The following is a 15,570-nucleotide window of genomic DNA, read 5'->3' on the forward strand; positions in this document are numbered from 1 at the left end:
TTGACCGAAATTTCTCTCCATGACGTTGAGCAGTCGATTTTCTCGGAGCGCCGCAGCATTCTCTATTATCTGGAAGAAACTTGGCGAATTTCCTTTGATTTGCGTATAACCAGGCCACTTTCGTAATGCCTCCCCTTTTTCTGGACTGCATAACTGATGTCTCACTAAGATTTCTAAAAATTCCTGCCAAGGCAGAGCGTCTTTAGTGGTGCAGCGAGTAAAGTACTTTAACCCAATTCTCGGATATACTTGCTCGTCTACATCAAAAGTGAGTATGAAAGAGCTAAAATTAGCAGGAACGATCGCCATCATTTCGGCTAAACGGTCTGATTCTCCTTGCCAACCAATCTTTTCTAAATAGGGAATAGTTTGTTCTTTGGTAAATCCTGCTAACTGAAGTCTGGTAGTTTGCACGGGACGAGCAAACATCATGCCAACTAAATTTATGTCAGTATTCGCAGGCATCAAATCGAAGCATTGTTCGAGTTTTCGCTCGACAGCAGGGGGTATATTTTCTTGTTTCACTAATCCCCAAACTTGAGTCAGAATTTCTTTAGCATTATCAAGTCCTTTTTGCGTTACCTGTTCAGTTATGTTGCCGCTTCTATCCTGAAATTCTTGAGTCAATTCTTTGTATAAGCCAAAAAAAAACTAGGAATAGGCGGATCTGGTAAAACGTCCTCAAGGTCAAACTCTGGGCCAGCTACTAAAATATCCTGTAATGGAGAAGTTGGATTTAACCATTGTTGGTAGAAGTTTTGAATGCGTTGCCAAAGCGGGTGTTTAAAAATGTCTGTGCAAACAGGTAATTTCTGTTGCATATACGTAGAAAAATCTACTTGAGGATTATCAGCCACTAAACGGCACTCTAAAATAAATTGAGAAAATGGCGGTAACTTAGGAACTAACTGTTGAATTTTTTGCCAAGCTTCTGAAGAAATTAGTTCTTCAGAGGTGTATTGTTTAACTAAATCTAAATCGCTCTGTTGGCATGAATTCATATTAACAATTTCCTTCACTAGCTTTTTTTGGTAAGGATTATTGGCGAGTAGGTGTGGTGAGTGTTATTAGCCTTGGCTAACACTTATATTTAGTTAATAAAAAAAGCCTGACTTTATAAAAGTTCGGCAAGAGTTCCAAAGGATGCGCTCAAAAGTGCGAGAGAAAAAGAAACCAACAAGTAAAAAGCTTCACTGGAGAAACAAGTTAATTGTTGGTTTTTCCGCTTCTTCCCTGTCTAAGTAGCAAATACTAAAAGAAGACTATTTATCAAGATAGAATTCAGGAGTCAGTCGTCAGAATTCAGTATGAATTTAAGTCAGACTGGCGGATGAATAACTGGGTTTAAGACCTCCACTAAATCTACGAATTGGTGCAAAACAATCAGTCGCGGGTCTGAATCCCCGACTGACAGCACAGCGTTAGCGAGTCTTGCCTGCGGCACGCCAAGGGCGAACGAGCGTCTTGATTCTGACTCCTGAATTCTGACTTCTGAATTCTTCTTCAAAGTCCCTCATTTGCTCTTCGCCAGCGTATCCCGCCCGCTACCTGTTCCAATGCCGCCTCATCAAGTTCCCCTTCTCCCTCAGCAGTAATTTCTTGATACTTTTGGGTAGCTTCGGCGGCGGTAAATTCATATCCATGCTTTGCTCCGAGCAATACAAAAGCATTAGCTGCTTCTTCAATCTGCTCTTTATCTTCTAAGGCGGTAATTGCTTCTTGTTGCAAAGTGGCATCGCTATTGATTTTGTCTAAAAATTCTGTACAAGCTGCTAGACTCATTGTATCTCTCCCTCTAGAAAGGTGATTTTATCAAACAGAATTCAGGAGTCAGGAGCCAGAATTCAGAATTGAATTCTGTGCGACTGGCGGATGAATAAACGGGTTTAAAACAAGAACTCCAAATCTACGATTTGGTAGTCTTCAATCAGTCGCGGGTTGAAATCGCCGACTGATTGATTCTGACTCCTGAATTCTGATTTCTGAATTCTTCTTCAACGCTTTTCATTATATTCATATTTTTTATTTTTGTTTGAAGTATAAAAATATTTACACAAGTTATTGATACTTTTTATTCAGCTTTAATTAATCGAGCATAAGCACCATCAATATCTTTCATTTCTTCGTGAGTCCCTCTTTGCACTACTTTCCCTCGTTCTAAAACAATAATCTCATCGCAATCCCGAATTGTACTCAAACGGTGAGCGATAATAATGCAAGTACAACCTCGCCGTCGAATGTGGCGATCGATAATTTTTTCTGTCTCTGCATCTAAAGCGCTGGTTGCTTCATCCATCACTAAAATTGCCGGATTATTAACTAGAGAACGGGCAATTTCTAACCGTTGACGCTGACCTCCGCTTAAATTAGCACCTCCTTGCAATAATTTGCCATCTAAACCCCCAGGAATTGCCATTACTACATCTAAAATAGCGGCATCTTGACAGGCTTTTAATAATTGGGAATTAGGAATTGTTTCATCCCACAGCGTCAAATTATCTCGTACTGTACCGCTAAATAGAAAAATATCCTGTTCCACCATTGAGAGGGAATTAGCTAATACTGCACGGGGAATTTGTTGTCGAGGAATGCCATCAAATAAGATTTCTCCTTCCCAAAGTTCGTACAGTCCCGTAACAATTTTAGAAAGAGTAGATTTACCCGAACCGCTAGTACCTACAAATGCTACTCTTTGCCCTGGTTTGAGTTGACAGCTAAAGTTTTGAATTAATGGTTCTTCTATCCGACTGTAACCAAAGGTAATATTTTGCAGTTCGACATATCCTTGCAAGCGACATCGTTCTGAAAATTTAGCATATTCAATTGGAGTTTGATCGCGCTGTAATTCTGAGTTTAAATTTGGATCGATCGCGTTATCTAAAGCATCATCTAATCGCTTCAAATCCCCATCAATCGCTTGAATTGTACTGCCCAAACCAACTAAACTATTAACTGGTTGCTGCAATCTGGTCATTAAAGTTTGAAAAGCCACTAACATCCCAATACTGATATAGCCATCTATCACTCGCAAACCGCCGACAACTAGTAACAGCATGGAAGTTAAAGCTGTTAATAAGGGTGGTAAAGCTTCCAAAATTAAATCGGTTTGCAGCAATTCTTGTTGCGAGTTATTAGCTTTAGCATAATATCCTGCCCAGCGACTAAAAAAATCTGATTCTAATGCTGCTGATTTAATGGTTTCAATACTTTCTAAAGCCCCAATTTCTACGCCAGCAATTTTGCCATAATCTACACTTAGGCGCATATTTGTATCAATTCGTTTTCGCGCTACCCATTGCAAAAACCCAATATTAATTGCTACTGCTATTAAACCGATCGCTGTTAGCATCCAATCGTAAGCTAACATCACCGCCGCATAAAAAACTAACATCACTGCATCTATAGTCGTTCGCGCTAACTGACCGGAAAGTATTTTCGCTACCTTATAATTAAGAGCGGCACGATTGCTAATTTCTCCCGCAAATCTCTGAGCATAAAAACCAATTGGCAAGCGGAGAACGTGCCATAAAAAATTTCCTGTCATGCTAATTGACAATCTAATTTGTAAATACCGCAGCTTTCGGGTTTGCAGAATTGTTAATATTGCTTGCAACAATACTGCAATTCCCATTCCTAACACCAAAGGCTTTAACCAACCAAAGCGATTTCCAATCAAAATATTATCAACAAAAACTTGGCTGAGGGAAGCAATAGCTAATTCGGGAATAACTAAAAAAAATCCAGCCAAAATGCAGAAAAAAAGTTCATCAAACGAGCCTCGCAAGCGTTTATAAAGCGCATTAATAATACTTGGTTTTCTGCCGCCTTTTTTAAATTCTGCACCTGGTTCCATGAGTAAAACTACGCCTGTATAAGCTTCGTCAAACTCTTGCAGACTTACGCTGCGCGGCCCCGTAGCTGGATCGTTCAACCAAACCCGTTCTTGTCCGAAACCTTCTACCACTAAAAAGTGATTGAAGTTCCAGAAAACAATAAAAGGTGGTTTTAATTGTTGCAGTTGCTTAAATCCTTTTTTAAAGCCTTTTGCTTGTAACCCGTAGTTTCTAGCTGCTTTTAAAACATTTGATGCTTTAGAACCATCGCGGGAAACACCACAACTAACCCGCAGTTCTGCTAAAGGAACGATGCGACCATAATAAGCTAATACTATTCCCAAAGCTGCCGCCCCGCACTCTACTGCTTCCATCTGCAACAAAGTTGGCGTTTTAAAGCGAATATTTTGAAATTTGTCAACTTGAGAATTTGTGTTTTCTGGATCTGATTTTTTAAATCTCTTAAATAAATTCATCGTTAATATATTTGATTAGCAAAATATAAATTATTTGATTCCAGTAAATTCTCGTAAAATTGGCAGTACAAAAGTAATTGGCGCTCTTTGTTCGACGGTGACTCGAACTGAAGCTGTAGTTCCCGAAGTAATTTTTGAATTTGGCCCTTGAGAAGATGACCATTTATAACCAGTAACAGTGTTGCTATCGTTAGTAAGATTAGCAGTTGCTTCGATCGCGCCAGTTTCACCAATCAAACTTCTCACAACTTCTGGATTGCCAATTACCGAAACAGTTCCTTCTTGAGTTACTGGTAGTGGCGAAATGTGAGTAATTTTTCCGACAATTCCCCCAAATCGCTCTCTTTGGACTGTATCGGGAGTAATCAAAATCGACATTCCAGGCTGAATTTGTTTGCCGTCTTTAATCGCAAAATAAGCGATCGCCTTAGCTGACTCCTGAGTGCTACCTATACGCAATATTCCTAATCGAGTTCCAGGTTGAACCACTTGCCCCAATGTTGTATTTAACTCCAAAATACATCCAGCTTGGGGACTTAAGATTTGACTATTCTCTTTTATTTGCTGCTCCAATCTAGCAATATCTCGGTTAACTGTGGCAATTTCTTTATTCCTTTGATTTGTAGTTTCTAAATTTTCTCGATCCAAGCGTTTACTTTTAGCATTCAGTTCTCCTAACTGAATCTGAACGTCGCTCATAGAACGGATTTGTTCTAAATAAGTGCGCTCAACTTCGCTATTGCGAGCTTCTAGTTGTTTGAGTTGAACTTGAATATCAGCAAGGTTTTGACGTGTTTGTACGTACTCTTGTTCGGCTTGCAACAGCGAATCTTTTGATAATCCCCCCGCATCTGCTAAATTTTGTCGTTGCTTAAGTCTTGTTTGCATCACTGGTACTAAAGTTTGAGCATCTCGAAGACGCTGTTCTAAACTTTGACGCTGTTGAGCGATCGCGGTTAGTTCTTTATCTCTCAGTCGCGGTGCAAGCGCACTAATATCTTGGAGACGTTGTTGCAAGCTGGTGCGATTGGCAGTAATGATATTTCTTTCTGTTTCTAGCTGTTGTTTGGATAAAACCAAGGTATCTTGAGCTTGTCTTTGCAATTGAGTTAACTGTTGACGCGCTAGCTGTAACTGTTTTTGCAAGTCAGCCGGATAAATTGTTGCCAGGAGTTGGTTTTTCTTAACACATTGTCCGCTAGCAACATTTAAAGCTTGAATTTGTCCGGCGATAGATGATTGAAACTCAACTACCTGACGAGGTTGAATAAATATACCTCGACCGTCAACGGTAATGGGAATGCGACCAACTATGCTCCAGATTACGCCACCAATTGCTAAACCATTCAACGCGACCAACGCCAGCCAATCTTTCGGGCTAACTACTTGCATTAACCGATCTAAGCGTTCCGGTGAGGATAGACGTTCTAAAGATTCTTGGCGGAAAATGCTCTCTTTTTTATTATTTCGATTAAAAAGCATCTGTTTTGATCTAGTTAGCGGCGGAGTTGATTAATCATCCAGTCGAAACGAGTACCTGCGATCGCTGTTCCTGCCAACATATCTAAATCGAGTTCGTCTTCAACTTCAATATCGGCAGACAACATTTCTACTGTCTCGGATGAGAGCATAGCAGTGCTGCTCCTTGCTAATAAATCTAAACAGCGATTGGATAAAGTCAAAGCAATAGAACGATAAAAACGACTGGCAAATGCCCGATCTGCTTTTAACTTAGCAGTTAGGGTTTGTCTTGATATCGCTAGAATCCAGGCATTTTCTAGGGCTTTGACAGTTACCGAAGCTGTACCGCCATCAACAAACGACATATCGCCTAAAATCTCGCCTTTAACCCGTTTGGCAATCTCTTTTTCTTGCACTCCATTATTGTTGTTGATTTGTAAGTAAATGCCGACTAACCCTTCTAATAAAAGATAAACGGCTGGTACTTCTCGATTTTGTTGAATTAGAACAGTATTCAATGCTGCTTTTTCGGCTCTGCCATTAGCTACCATCCAAGAGATATCGCTGTCGTTAAGAACCGCAAATACAACCAGAACTTTCCGTAATGGTTCTCCTTCTCTGATGTTCTGTTTGCCCATCAAATTAGTTAATTTCCGCAACCGTTCTGACAGGTTAATCGATAATAAATGATAGAAACTAGCTGCAAAATCGCGATCGCTTTGCAAACGGTGTTCGATATTGTGTTTGGGTATGGTTAGTAATTGGGCAGTTTGAGTAACTCTGACCGAGTATAAATCTGGGCGATCGTCTAGTAAGGAAGTTTCGCCAATCAGTTCGCCAGCCGATATCTCCATTAATTGCTTGCTGTCATCTGCTTGGGTAGAAGTGGCTGTAAGATTGCCACTTAAACAGAGATAGATGAAAGGAGAAAATTTACCTGCTTTTATTAAAACTGTCCCAGGTTGATAGGTTTCGGCTTGAGCCATTGACTCTATCCACTCGAAATCACTTGCTTGTAAATTCCGAAAATTATCAAAGCTAGAGAATATCTGAGTCATATTGATTTGGGCTGTTAATTAAAAACTCGTTTAGAAACATAATTAATAAGGTTGTACACTCAGATTTAGTTTGAAAAATCATCTATAGCAACAAGTAATTATTTGTCAGTAAATAGTATTTTTATACTATTCATTCAACTCATGTATGCGTTGCCACTTTTGTTGTGTAATTTGTATCGTTCGGTTGATGAATTACAATCAAAGTCTTCAAAACAGAGTCTTACTTTAAGCTTTCCCTAAGCAATAGCTTTTCTAACACAAAAGCTCTTAAAATAAATCTTCGCGTCAGATTTCTCACCAACATCCCATCACTCCAATAGCCCACATCAGCAGGACTTTCGGTAATCACTCGTGAGAATCGATTGGGAAGGCGATGTACGCCTGCCATGACCCAATGGTTGCATCTGGATTGACCAAAGCAATTGAGGAGTTTTTCACCCATCCAAACCCGACTGCTACGCTCAGGCAGGCGGGTGCTTTTGCTACCAAGAAGCCACGGGTATTGATGAAAGGTTAAAAGCGAACGCTGGGAAAATGAGCATTCGCTTGACTATATCAACCTATTAGAAGGTTAGTTGCTTTCTATAAGCATACTATTTCTCGCTTACACAACTCAAAAAACTTTGAGAACAAGATTATGCAACAACTCACACTTTTCTCTGAATACACGCCAGTTTTACCAATCACTTACTACCCCGATTTCTTAAGCCTTGAACAAGGAAACGAACTCTACCAACACTGCTTGAAACTGGAGTGGCAGCAGAATCAAATCAGAATATTGGGTAAAACTCTGCCCGTTCCCCATCTCAAATGTATTTATGGTGATGCCGGATGTGATTACCTCTACTCAGTCCTAATATATTGTTACTGCGTCCGAAGCCGCTACCGATTTATCCCCATGTCTAAAGCCAGAGGCTTGCGTCTTGCTTTTTGGTCAAGATTTTTATTCATAGTTGTTATTTCTAACGGTACAAGACAAAGAACTAAAAATAGTGCAACTTAAGATTAGTGTAAAATCGTAAATTATGGACGCTGCCAAACGCCTTGCTACTCTAAATCGCATCCGCAAACTTAGCCGCTTGATGGATACATCAATACGTATCCCTCTAACAGGATTTCACATTGGAATAGACCCAATTATCGGTTTAGTTCCAGGTGCTGGTGATTTAATCAGTACAGGGTTTTCAGCTTACATCATATTTTTAGCTACCCGCTTCGGCATCCCACGTCAAGAGTTAGCCAAAATGATTTTTAATGTTGGTTTGGAAACAGTCGTTGGTACTGTGCCTTTTGTAGGTGATTTGTTTGATGCTTTCTATAAGTCCAATATTCGTAATTTGGCAATTTTAGAGCAACATTTGACAGTGGTTGAACCGAAACTCCAAGAAGTTGTTTATGATGAACTTTACTCTGATAATGAAACTATAAAGCATACAGTAATCAGAAATCCCTAAAATCAAATACTTAAATCACGCAGAGCTAGACGAATTTCCTAGTTTCATCTGCGGTTTACACCGAGAGTCTAATCTCCCACCAAAGATGTGGAGCAGAGGTGAATTACTGACTCATTGGCAGGTAATCGAAGAAGGCAGCTATGCTGGAGGCAGAGGGTAGGAGGCACAAGGAATACTGCTTTCTGCCCTCTGCCTTTTTTGATAAAACTCTACATCATCAACAAATTTGAAAATGCGGCTTTTACAAAGAGCATAAGCGATCGCCGCTCTAACACCTTAGCGTGACTATGAGGTGAAATCTGCCAACATTTCTGATTCTCTGCCGTCCAGGTGACTATACATGAAGTTGCTTGATACCAAATACTACTTATTAATTTTGTAAATATTTTAACTCTGTAAAGTTTACGAGTAAATTTGGTGATTAGCAAGACACATAGCTAGTGGCAATAGTAAAATCTACTTTAAATAACGCAAAAATTACTTAAAAATCCGATGGCAATTAAGTTATTTAGTAGTCATAAATATTACAAAGACTGAATGCTAGTATTCAGTAGCTACCGGAGAGTACTATTCCGGGTTAGGATGATGACTAGCGATGCCTTGATTTAGATATCGATATTGAATTGTTGAAATTTTATGGGCAATAGTCCACCAGATGGCAGTATCAACCTCCTCTGATCTGGCGAGTCAGTCTCCCAGCGCGGGGGAGACTTAGGAGATATATATCATGCTCACACAAGATATTCGTGATTTGCTGACTGATACAACCGATTTAAACCAGTTGAAATGGGATTTAAATCGCTTACAACCTGTGGATGTAGGAGATTACATTACACAATTGCCAGAGAAAGAACGGGCGATCGCATTCCGTTTACTCAACAAAGCTCAGGCAATTGATGTATTTGAATATCTGCCCACACAGGTGCAGGAAGAACTAATTAATTCTCTGCATGATGTCCAAGTAGTGCAACTTGTAGAAGCCATGAGTCCCGACGAACGGGCGGAATTGTTTGATGAACTACCTGCTGGGGTAATCAAACGGCTATTACAAGAACTAAGTCCAGAGCAAAGGCAAGCAACCGCAACGATTCTCGGCTATCCAGAAGGCACTGCTGGGCGGGTGATGACAACCGAATATGTTCGGTTGCGACAAGGTTTGACTGTCGGTGAAGCCCTAAGTAAAATCCGCCGTCAGGACGAAGATAAGGAATCGATTTACTACGCCTACGTTACCGATGACAACCGGACGCTGGTGAGAGTAGTCTCACTGCGCCAATTGCTGTTTACCTTTCCCGATGTTTTCATTAAGGATATCTCTAGCGATCGCGTCATCAAAGTTAGAACCGAAACGCCTCAAGAAGAAGTGGCGCGAATTATGCAGCGCTACGACTTAATCGCTATCCCCGTCGTCGATCGGGAAGACCGATTGGTGGGCATCGTCACCATTGATGATGTCATGGATATTTTGGAAGAGGAAGCCACAGAAGATATCCAAAAACTGGCGGGTGTGAGTGGTGATGAAGCTGCTTTATCTTCTCCTCTACTCACCATCCGCAACCGCTTGCCTTGGCTGTTGGGCATTATGGCATTGTATATTGGTGCAGCCAGCGCGATCGCGCCTTTTCAATCTGTAATTGCCGCAGTGCCAGTTCTAGCAGTAATCATGCCAATTTTTTCTAACACTGGTGGTACTGTCGGTATTCAATCATTAACGGTGACAATTCGCGGCTTGGGAGTGGGAGAAGTAACATCCAAAGATACCTTAAAAATTCTCCGCAAGGAACTTCTCGCTGGTTTAGGTACAGCCGTAGCTTTAGCCACAACGATGTTCCTGCTTTCCTTAATTTGGGCGCGGCCCCAAGAGCGATGGGTAGCTTTAATTGCCGGTATGGTAATGGCAACTAATACAATTGTGGCTGTTACACTCGGCACTTTACTGCCAATGGGTTTGACACGGCTGAAACTTGACCCTGCTTTAGTTAGTGGCCCATTAGTGACTACAATGCTAGATACAATTGGGTTTTTAACGTTCCTCAGCCTAATTTCTCTAGCTTTAAATGTTTTCCATTTACCAACTTGAAGGGATTGGGCATTGGGGATTGGGCATGGGGCATGGGGCATAGGGCATTGATTATTTTTCCCTCAATCTCCTCTAGTCCCCAATCCCCAGTCCCCAGTCCCCAGTCCCCAACCCCCAAATATGCCTACTACTACCTGGAATCGTCATCATATTCTTTCCCTAGCTGACTTCACCACCACTGAATACGATACAGTTTTGCAAACTGCGGCCTCTTTTCAAGAGGTACTATCGCGGCGGACGAAGAAAGTGCCAACTTTGCAGGGGCAGGTGGTGGCAAATTTATTTTTTGAATCTTCTACCCGGACTCGCAGCAGTTTTGAACTCGCGGCGAAACGCTTAAGTGCAGATACCCTAAACTTCGCCGCAGCTACATCTTCCATGACTAAGGGAGAGACAATTCTTGACACGGCAAAGACTTATTTGGCAATGGGAACTGATATTATGGTAGTCCGCCATCGAGAGGCAGGAGTACCAAATGCGATCGCAGCTGAAATGGATCGTTTAGGTGTACGAGTTAGTGTCCTCAATGCTGGTGATGGTCAACATGAACATCCTTCCCAAGCACTGCTAGATTTATTTACCATAAGTACGTTAATTGACCCAGCTAGTCCCCGACTCGAACTTTTAAAAGGAAAAAAGATTGCCATTGTTGGAGATATCCTTCATTCTCGCGTGGCGCGATCGAATATTTGGAGTTTAATCGCCAGTGGTGCCGAAGTGCATCTCGCCGCACCACCAACCCTCTTACCCAAATTATTTGCTGAATATATCTGTGAAGAGTTAGGAGTCAAAAGTTATTCGCCTACTCCCCAACTTTTTCTACATTGGCAACTAGAACCAGCTTTACTAGATGCCGATTTTGTGATGACTCTACGCTTACAAAAGGAACGGATGACGGCTCATTTGCTGCCAAGTTTGCGAGAATATCATCAGTTGTTTGGCATTACACGCACAAAACTGCAACTTTGTAAACCTAATGTCAAAGTTCTGCATCCAGGCCCAGTTAATCGGGGTGTTGAAATTAGTTCTGAATTGATGGATGACCCAGAATTTAGTCTGATTCAATCGCAAGTTACTAGCGGTATCGCCGTTCGGATGGCTCTGCTGTACTTATTAGGTAGCGGCAAGGCTTAATAAGCTGAAAAACATTTAAGTCGCATAATCAAATGAAATCAAACTCTTGTGGGGTAGGCAATATGAGCGTCCAACTTATGCAAGTTAAATGCGAAACAGTTCACCAAGATAGAACTCAAATTAAGCCCATCGGACTAACTTTCAGAAGAATACCTAATCTCATAGAAATTATATGTTCCTCCGATCGCATGAGGACATAGTTCTCAAATTTTGGGACAGTGGAATCGTAGAAGTCAAGAATTTAATGACTTTTAGAAATGTCGGAGGTAAATATGAAAGCAATCTTTTTGACGGCAGCAGCCTTACTCAGCACGCTATCTTTAGCTGCTCCCCTTTCCGTCAAAGCAGAAAGCTCCGCCCCTGTCCGCCGCTTGTTGGAAACTAGAGAATGTTCTGGATGTAATTTAACAGGAGCAAACCTGAAAGGCGCTCACCTCATAGGTGTTGACCTAAGAAACGCAAATTTAAAGGGAGCTAATCTCGAAGGTGCTAATTTAGAAGGTGCTGATTTAACGGGCGCAAACTTAAAGTCTGCTAATCTCACAAAAGCATTCGTCAGCGATACTATCTTAAATAACGCTAATCTCACCAACGTTAATTTAAGTAATTCCCGTTTATATAACAGTGACGTAAATGGCGCAATTTTGGCTAATATTGATTTAAGCGGCGCTGACGTATTTAACACTGCCATTAGCATTGGTGGGGAATACGAATAGTGAATCATGATTTTAAAGTGATGAGTTAAGAGTTATATGCAACTCCTAACTCTGCACTTTTCAGGCTTTATTCACCAGTAATTGACAGTTCATTAACCCAGATTTTCGGACAAACTCCCCCTGGCGTTAACTCAGCTTCTTTTTCTACATAAATAATTGACTTTAAGAGTTCCAAGAAGTCGCCAGCCACAGTTGCAGACTCAATACTCGTCTTGACACCCTTATTAACTAGCCAACCGTCAAACGGCAGAGAAAAGGAACCTTGCAAGGATTTAACTCCAGCATGGAGAGCTTGTAAATCATCGATGAAAATCACATTTTCCGCAGTTTCTAAACTTAACTCTTCTTGAGGAGTTGCTGTTGTGAAAACATGATAAAAATTCGGACTAACACTGACTTTTGCACCAATACTGGCATTACCTGTGGGCTGGGTATTCAACCTCTTGGCAGTACCTGCACTATGAAGAAAGCTTTTTAAAACACCATTTTCAATCAACGAAATCTGACGAGTTGGAGTTCCTTCGCCATCAAAAGTTTCTGCTCCCACGTTAGCTGGGTGCAGTGCATCGTCATAAACTGAAAGTAGAGGGGAAGCAATCTGTTTACCTAAATCATCAGGACTGGATAGGCTTTGATTATCCAAAATACTTTGGGCGTTGAATAAATTAGAAAAAGCACCCAACAGACTTAAGAAAGCTTCCGGTGAAAATACAACTCGATATTTACCAGTCTTGATTTTTTCATAGTTCAAGTGGCTGATAGTTTTATCGGCGGTTTCTTTAATGCAACCCTTGATGTCTAAATTACTTAAACTTTGGTTGATTCTAAAAGCACCTGCACTGCGTGGTTTTTTTTCATCTTCTTCAGTTTTAGTGTAAAGATAAACTGATGCTAAGGAATGAGATTCAGTTCTCACTGCACCATCGCTATTGAGATAGAATCTGTCAATATCTCTTTGCGATAACCCATTATAAGGTACACCTTTAATTGCTGGATGGGCTGCCAGTAATTCTTTTTCAGCTACCAACAATTTTTCGATGAGTTCAGCTACAGGTGCTTGGGGTGTCTTATCTTGAGCTTTGTTTGCAATGGGAACAGTAGCTTCTGGACTAAAATCAGGAACATTTTCTTTAACACCAAAAAAACTGGCTTCGTAAGCAGTTTTCAAAGCTAATTCTAATCCCTTGGGGTCTACATCTGTGGTGCTGGTGACACCCATTGTATTTTCTTCATTCCACACACGAACAGTAACACCAGAGCGATTTGATGCTTTAACCTGTTTTGGCTCACCTTGGTCTACCTGTACGCTTGTATCATCTACTATTGAGCCATAAATGTCGAATTTTTTAATGCCAAGTTTATTAGCATTATCCTTGGCAGAATTTGCAATTTCATTGATATTTGGCATAGTCAATTTTTGATTTTAGATTTTGGATTGGAAGCGATTCTATTTTGAAAATTAGATTTTGGATATTATTGCTTGTATTTGTATCGTAAAGTTCTAACTGAGAAAATAGTTCAACAATTTTATATTCTGAGATTGAACCCACGAAACAATCCGAGAGCTTGGGTATTTTGGATTTTGGATTGTAATATTCAAAATCCAAAATCCAAAATCCAAAATCTAAAATTCTTATCGTCCACCAACGGTAATAGAATCAACTTTGATGTGGGGTTGTCCGACAGTGGTGTAAATACTTCCACTAACAGAGCCACAAAAACCTGGTGCAATTTCCAAATCTTGGGAACACATAGAAATTTTGTTCATAATTTCCTTAGCTTCACCAATCAAAATTGCTCCCTTTAGCGGTTTGGTGATTTTGCCATTTTCGATTAAATAAGCTTCATCAACACTAAAGTTAAATTGACCTGTAGCACCAACGCTACCACCACCCATTTTTTTACAGTAAATACCTTTATCAACAGAGGCAAATAAATCATCAGTGCTATATTCACCAGAATCAATATAAGTATTACGCATCCGGCTGGCAGCAGCAAAGGTATAATTTTGACGGCGACCACTTCCAGTTCTAGGGTGTCCGGTGCGTGCAGAACCTGTCCTATCGGCTAAGAAGTTTTTGAGAATGCCTTTTTCAATTAATAGGGTTCTTTGAGCAGGCATACCTTCGTCATCCATATCAATTGTCCCAAAAGCGTTTTCAGAGCGCCCTTCATCCCAGGCGGTTAAGCTTTCGTGGGCAATTTTTTCGCCTTTTTTGTCAGCAAAGGGAGTAGTATTGCGTTCGATTTGAGTTGTTTCTAGCAGGTGTCCACAGGCTTCGTGGAAGATTACGCCGCCAAAGTGATTGGCCATAATAATCGGGTAAGTACCAGATTCGACATAATCGGCGTAAAGCATTTTTCCAGCCGATTCTGCGATTTTTTCGGCGGCTTGTTGAGAATCCCAAGTTCTCAAGAAATTGGCATCGCTAGTATTACCTGCGCGATCGCCAATTGAGGTACGATTAGCACCATCAGCACACAATAGGTTAAATCCTACCGACTGGGTAAGACGAATATCACGGGCAAAAGTACCATCACTGGCGGCAATTAAAACTTCTTGCCAATCCCGAAAATAGGTAGCACGGCGCGATTGGACGTGGCTAGCTTTTTGCTTCAGGTGAGTAGTCCCATCAAGAAGGACTTCTCCCATTTCGCGAATAGAACTACACCCTGGTAGCCATGCATCTTTACCTCTTTTCGTGGCGTAATCTCTCAGTAATTCTAGGTTAATTTCTGGAATGAAAGCTTTAGCAGTAGGTAATTGCAATCCCAGGATAGAGAGACCTTTTTCTAAAGCTGCTTTTAAACCAGAAAATGAAAGGTCATTAGTACTGACGTAGCAATCGGCTTTGCCGCGAAATACTCTGACTCCCGCACCTGTAGATAGACTTGGTGAAATACTAGTGATGGAATCCTCTTCTGCAAGACAACTAATATAGTTGCGACGCTCTAAAAATAATTCGATAAAGTCAGCACCTGCGGCGCGTCCTAATCCCAGGAGAGTAGCCAGGGGGGCCTCCCAGGTTTCATCGAAACGCTCTGGTGTGGAGGAATATTGTAAAGTGGGAAGTTGATTCGAGAGAAGTAGCGTACTTGTAAGCATGGGTAGCCTCGTCTGCTGGCGTAATTCAGAGATTTGACTGAAAAATCCTGGTGTGTTTAGTCTAACAAATCAGTGAAAGCTACAGTCGGTAGAAAGGTAGTGTGGATTTCCCTAACCCTCCTTTAAAAGACTTATCAATAAAAAAGCCCGCCAATGCGGGCTGAGATTTTGAAAGTACGCATCCTTGAGAGTATCGATGTGAAATGTGAGATACACCTATATATATTTAACTAACACTCTTATTAATGAAGA

The 15,570-nt window shown here is 40.9% G+C and carries 15 protein-coding genes; 6 read left to right on the top strand and 9 right to left on the bottom strand.

Features of this window, described 5'->3' with window-relative positions; all coding sequences use genetic code 11:
- The 7 genes from RMZ41_RS22140 to RMZ41_RS22170 form a co-directional block, all read right to left on the bottom strand.
- Nucleotides 1–627, bottom strand: a 627-nt coding sequence (locus RMZ41_RS22140; RefSeq protein WP_409875762.1) for a hypothetical protein, incomplete at its 3' end; no start/stop codon positions are given.
- Entirely contained in the window at nucleotides 624–1,001 is a 378-nt protein-coding gene (locus RMZ41_RS22145) for a hypothetical protein (protein WP_409875764.1), read from the bottom strand. The genes RMZ41_RS22140 and RMZ41_RS22145, both read right to left, overlap by 4 nt.
- Before the next feature lie 317 nt (nucleotides 1,002–1,318).
- Nucleotides 1,319–1,507, bottom strand: a complete 189-nt coding sequence (locus RMZ41_RS22150; protein WP_409875766.1) for a hypothetical protein — start codon at nucleotides 1,505–1,507, stop codon at nucleotides 1,319–1,321.
- Nucleotides 1,504–1,782 carry a Nif11 family protein gene (locus RMZ41_RS22155; protein WP_322645191.1) on the bottom strand — a complete coding sequence of 93 codons (279 nt, stop codon included), beginning with the start codon at nucleotides 1,780–1,782 and terminating at the stop codon, nucleotides 1,504–1,506. Before RMZ41_RS22155 ends, RMZ41_RS22150 begins: the two co-directional genes overlap by 4 nt.
- Nucleotides 1,783–2,071: 289 nt before the next feature.
- A complete protein-coding gene (locus RMZ41_RS22160) occupies nucleotides 2,072–4,309 on the bottom strand; it encodes an NHLP family bacteriocin export ABC transporter peptidase/permease/ATPase subunit (protein ID WP_322645190.1) in 2,238 nt (745 codons plus the stop codon).
- Between the two features lie 30 nt (nucleotides 4,310–4,339).
- Nucleotides 4,340–5,791: an NHLP bacteriocin system secretion protein gene (locus tag RMZ41_RS22165; protein WP_322645189.1), complete on the bottom strand. Its 1,452-nt coding sequence runs from the start codon at nucleotides 5,789–5,791 to the stop codon at nucleotides 4,340–4,342.
- Nucleotides 5,792–5,805: 14 nt separating this feature from the next.
- On the bottom strand, nucleotides 5,806–6,828 hold the full coding sequence (locus RMZ41_RS22170) for a cyclic nucleotide-binding domain-containing protein (protein WP_322645188.1): 1,023 nt from the start codon (nucleotides 6,826–6,828) through the stop codon (nucleotides 5,806–5,808).
- Nucleotides 6,829–7,201: 373 nt separating this feature from the next.
- On the opposite strand from RMZ41_RS22170, the gene RMZ41_RS22175 reads away from it, so the two are divergent.
- From RMZ41_RS22175 to RMZ41_RS22200, 6 genes are all read left to right on the top strand, one after another.
- A complete protein-coding gene (locus RMZ41_RS22175; RefSeq protein WP_322645187.1) occupies nucleotides 7,202–7,345 on the top strand; it encodes a hypothetical protein in 144 nt (47 codons plus the stop codon).
- Nucleotides 7,346–7,465: 120 nt separating this feature from the next.
- Nucleotides 7,466–7,831, top strand: coding sequence for a hypothetical protein (locus tag RMZ41_RS22180; protein WP_322645186.1), 366 nt, complete (start codon nucleotides 7,466–7,468; stop codon nucleotides 7,829–7,831).
- Nucleotides 7,832–7,853: 22 nt separating this feature from the next.
- Nucleotides 7,854–8,282: a DUF4112 domain-containing protein gene (locus RMZ41_RS22185; RefSeq protein WP_322645185.1), complete on the top strand. Its 429-nt coding sequence runs from the start codon at nucleotides 7,854–7,856 to the stop codon at nucleotides 8,280–8,282.
- A gap of 727 nt (nucleotides 8,283–9,009) precedes the next feature.
- A complete protein-coding gene (mgtE, locus tag RMZ41_RS22190) occupies nucleotides 9,010–10,362 on the top strand; it encodes a magnesium transporter (RefSeq protein ID WP_322645184.1) in 1,353 nt (450 codons plus the stop codon).
- Between the two features lie 120 nt (nucleotides 10,363–10,482).
- The gene (locus tag RMZ41_RS22195) at nucleotides 10,483–11,496 is read left to right on the top strand and encodes an aspartate carbamoyltransferase catalytic subunit (protein ID WP_322645183.1); all 1,014 of its coding nucleotides are present in this window, start codon (nucleotides 10,483–10,485) and stop codon (nucleotides 11,494–11,496) included.
- A 272-nt stretch (nucleotides 11,497–11,768) separates the two neighbouring features.
- Complete coding sequence (locus tag RMZ41_RS22200; RefSeq protein WP_322645182.1) at nucleotides 11,769–12,212, top strand: pentapeptide repeat-containing protein; 444 nt, start codon at nucleotides 11,769–11,771, stop codon at nucleotides 12,210–12,212.
- Nucleotides 12,213–12,279: 67 nt separating this feature from the next.
- Here RMZ41_RS22200 and RMZ41_RS22205 read toward each other — a convergent pair whose 3' ends face one another.
- Complete coding sequence (locus RMZ41_RS22205; RefSeq protein WP_322645181.1) at nucleotides 12,280–13,620, bottom strand: TldD/PmbA family protein; 1,341 nt, start codon at nucleotides 13,618–13,620, stop codon at nucleotides 12,280–12,282.
- Nucleotides 13,621–13,845: 225 nt separating this feature from the next.
- Nucleotides 13,846–15,318, bottom strand: coding sequence for a TldD/PmbA family protein (locus tag RMZ41_RS22210; RefSeq protein WP_322645180.1), 1,473 nt, complete (start codon nucleotides 15,316–15,318; stop codon nucleotides 13,846–13,848).
- Between the last annotated feature and the right edge of the window lie 252 nt (nucleotides 15,319–15,570).

This window comes from Nostoc sp. DedVER02 (assembly GCF_034530675.2).
GTDB lineage: Bacteria > Cyanobacteriota > Cyanobacteriia > Cyanobacteriales > Nostocaceae > Nostoc.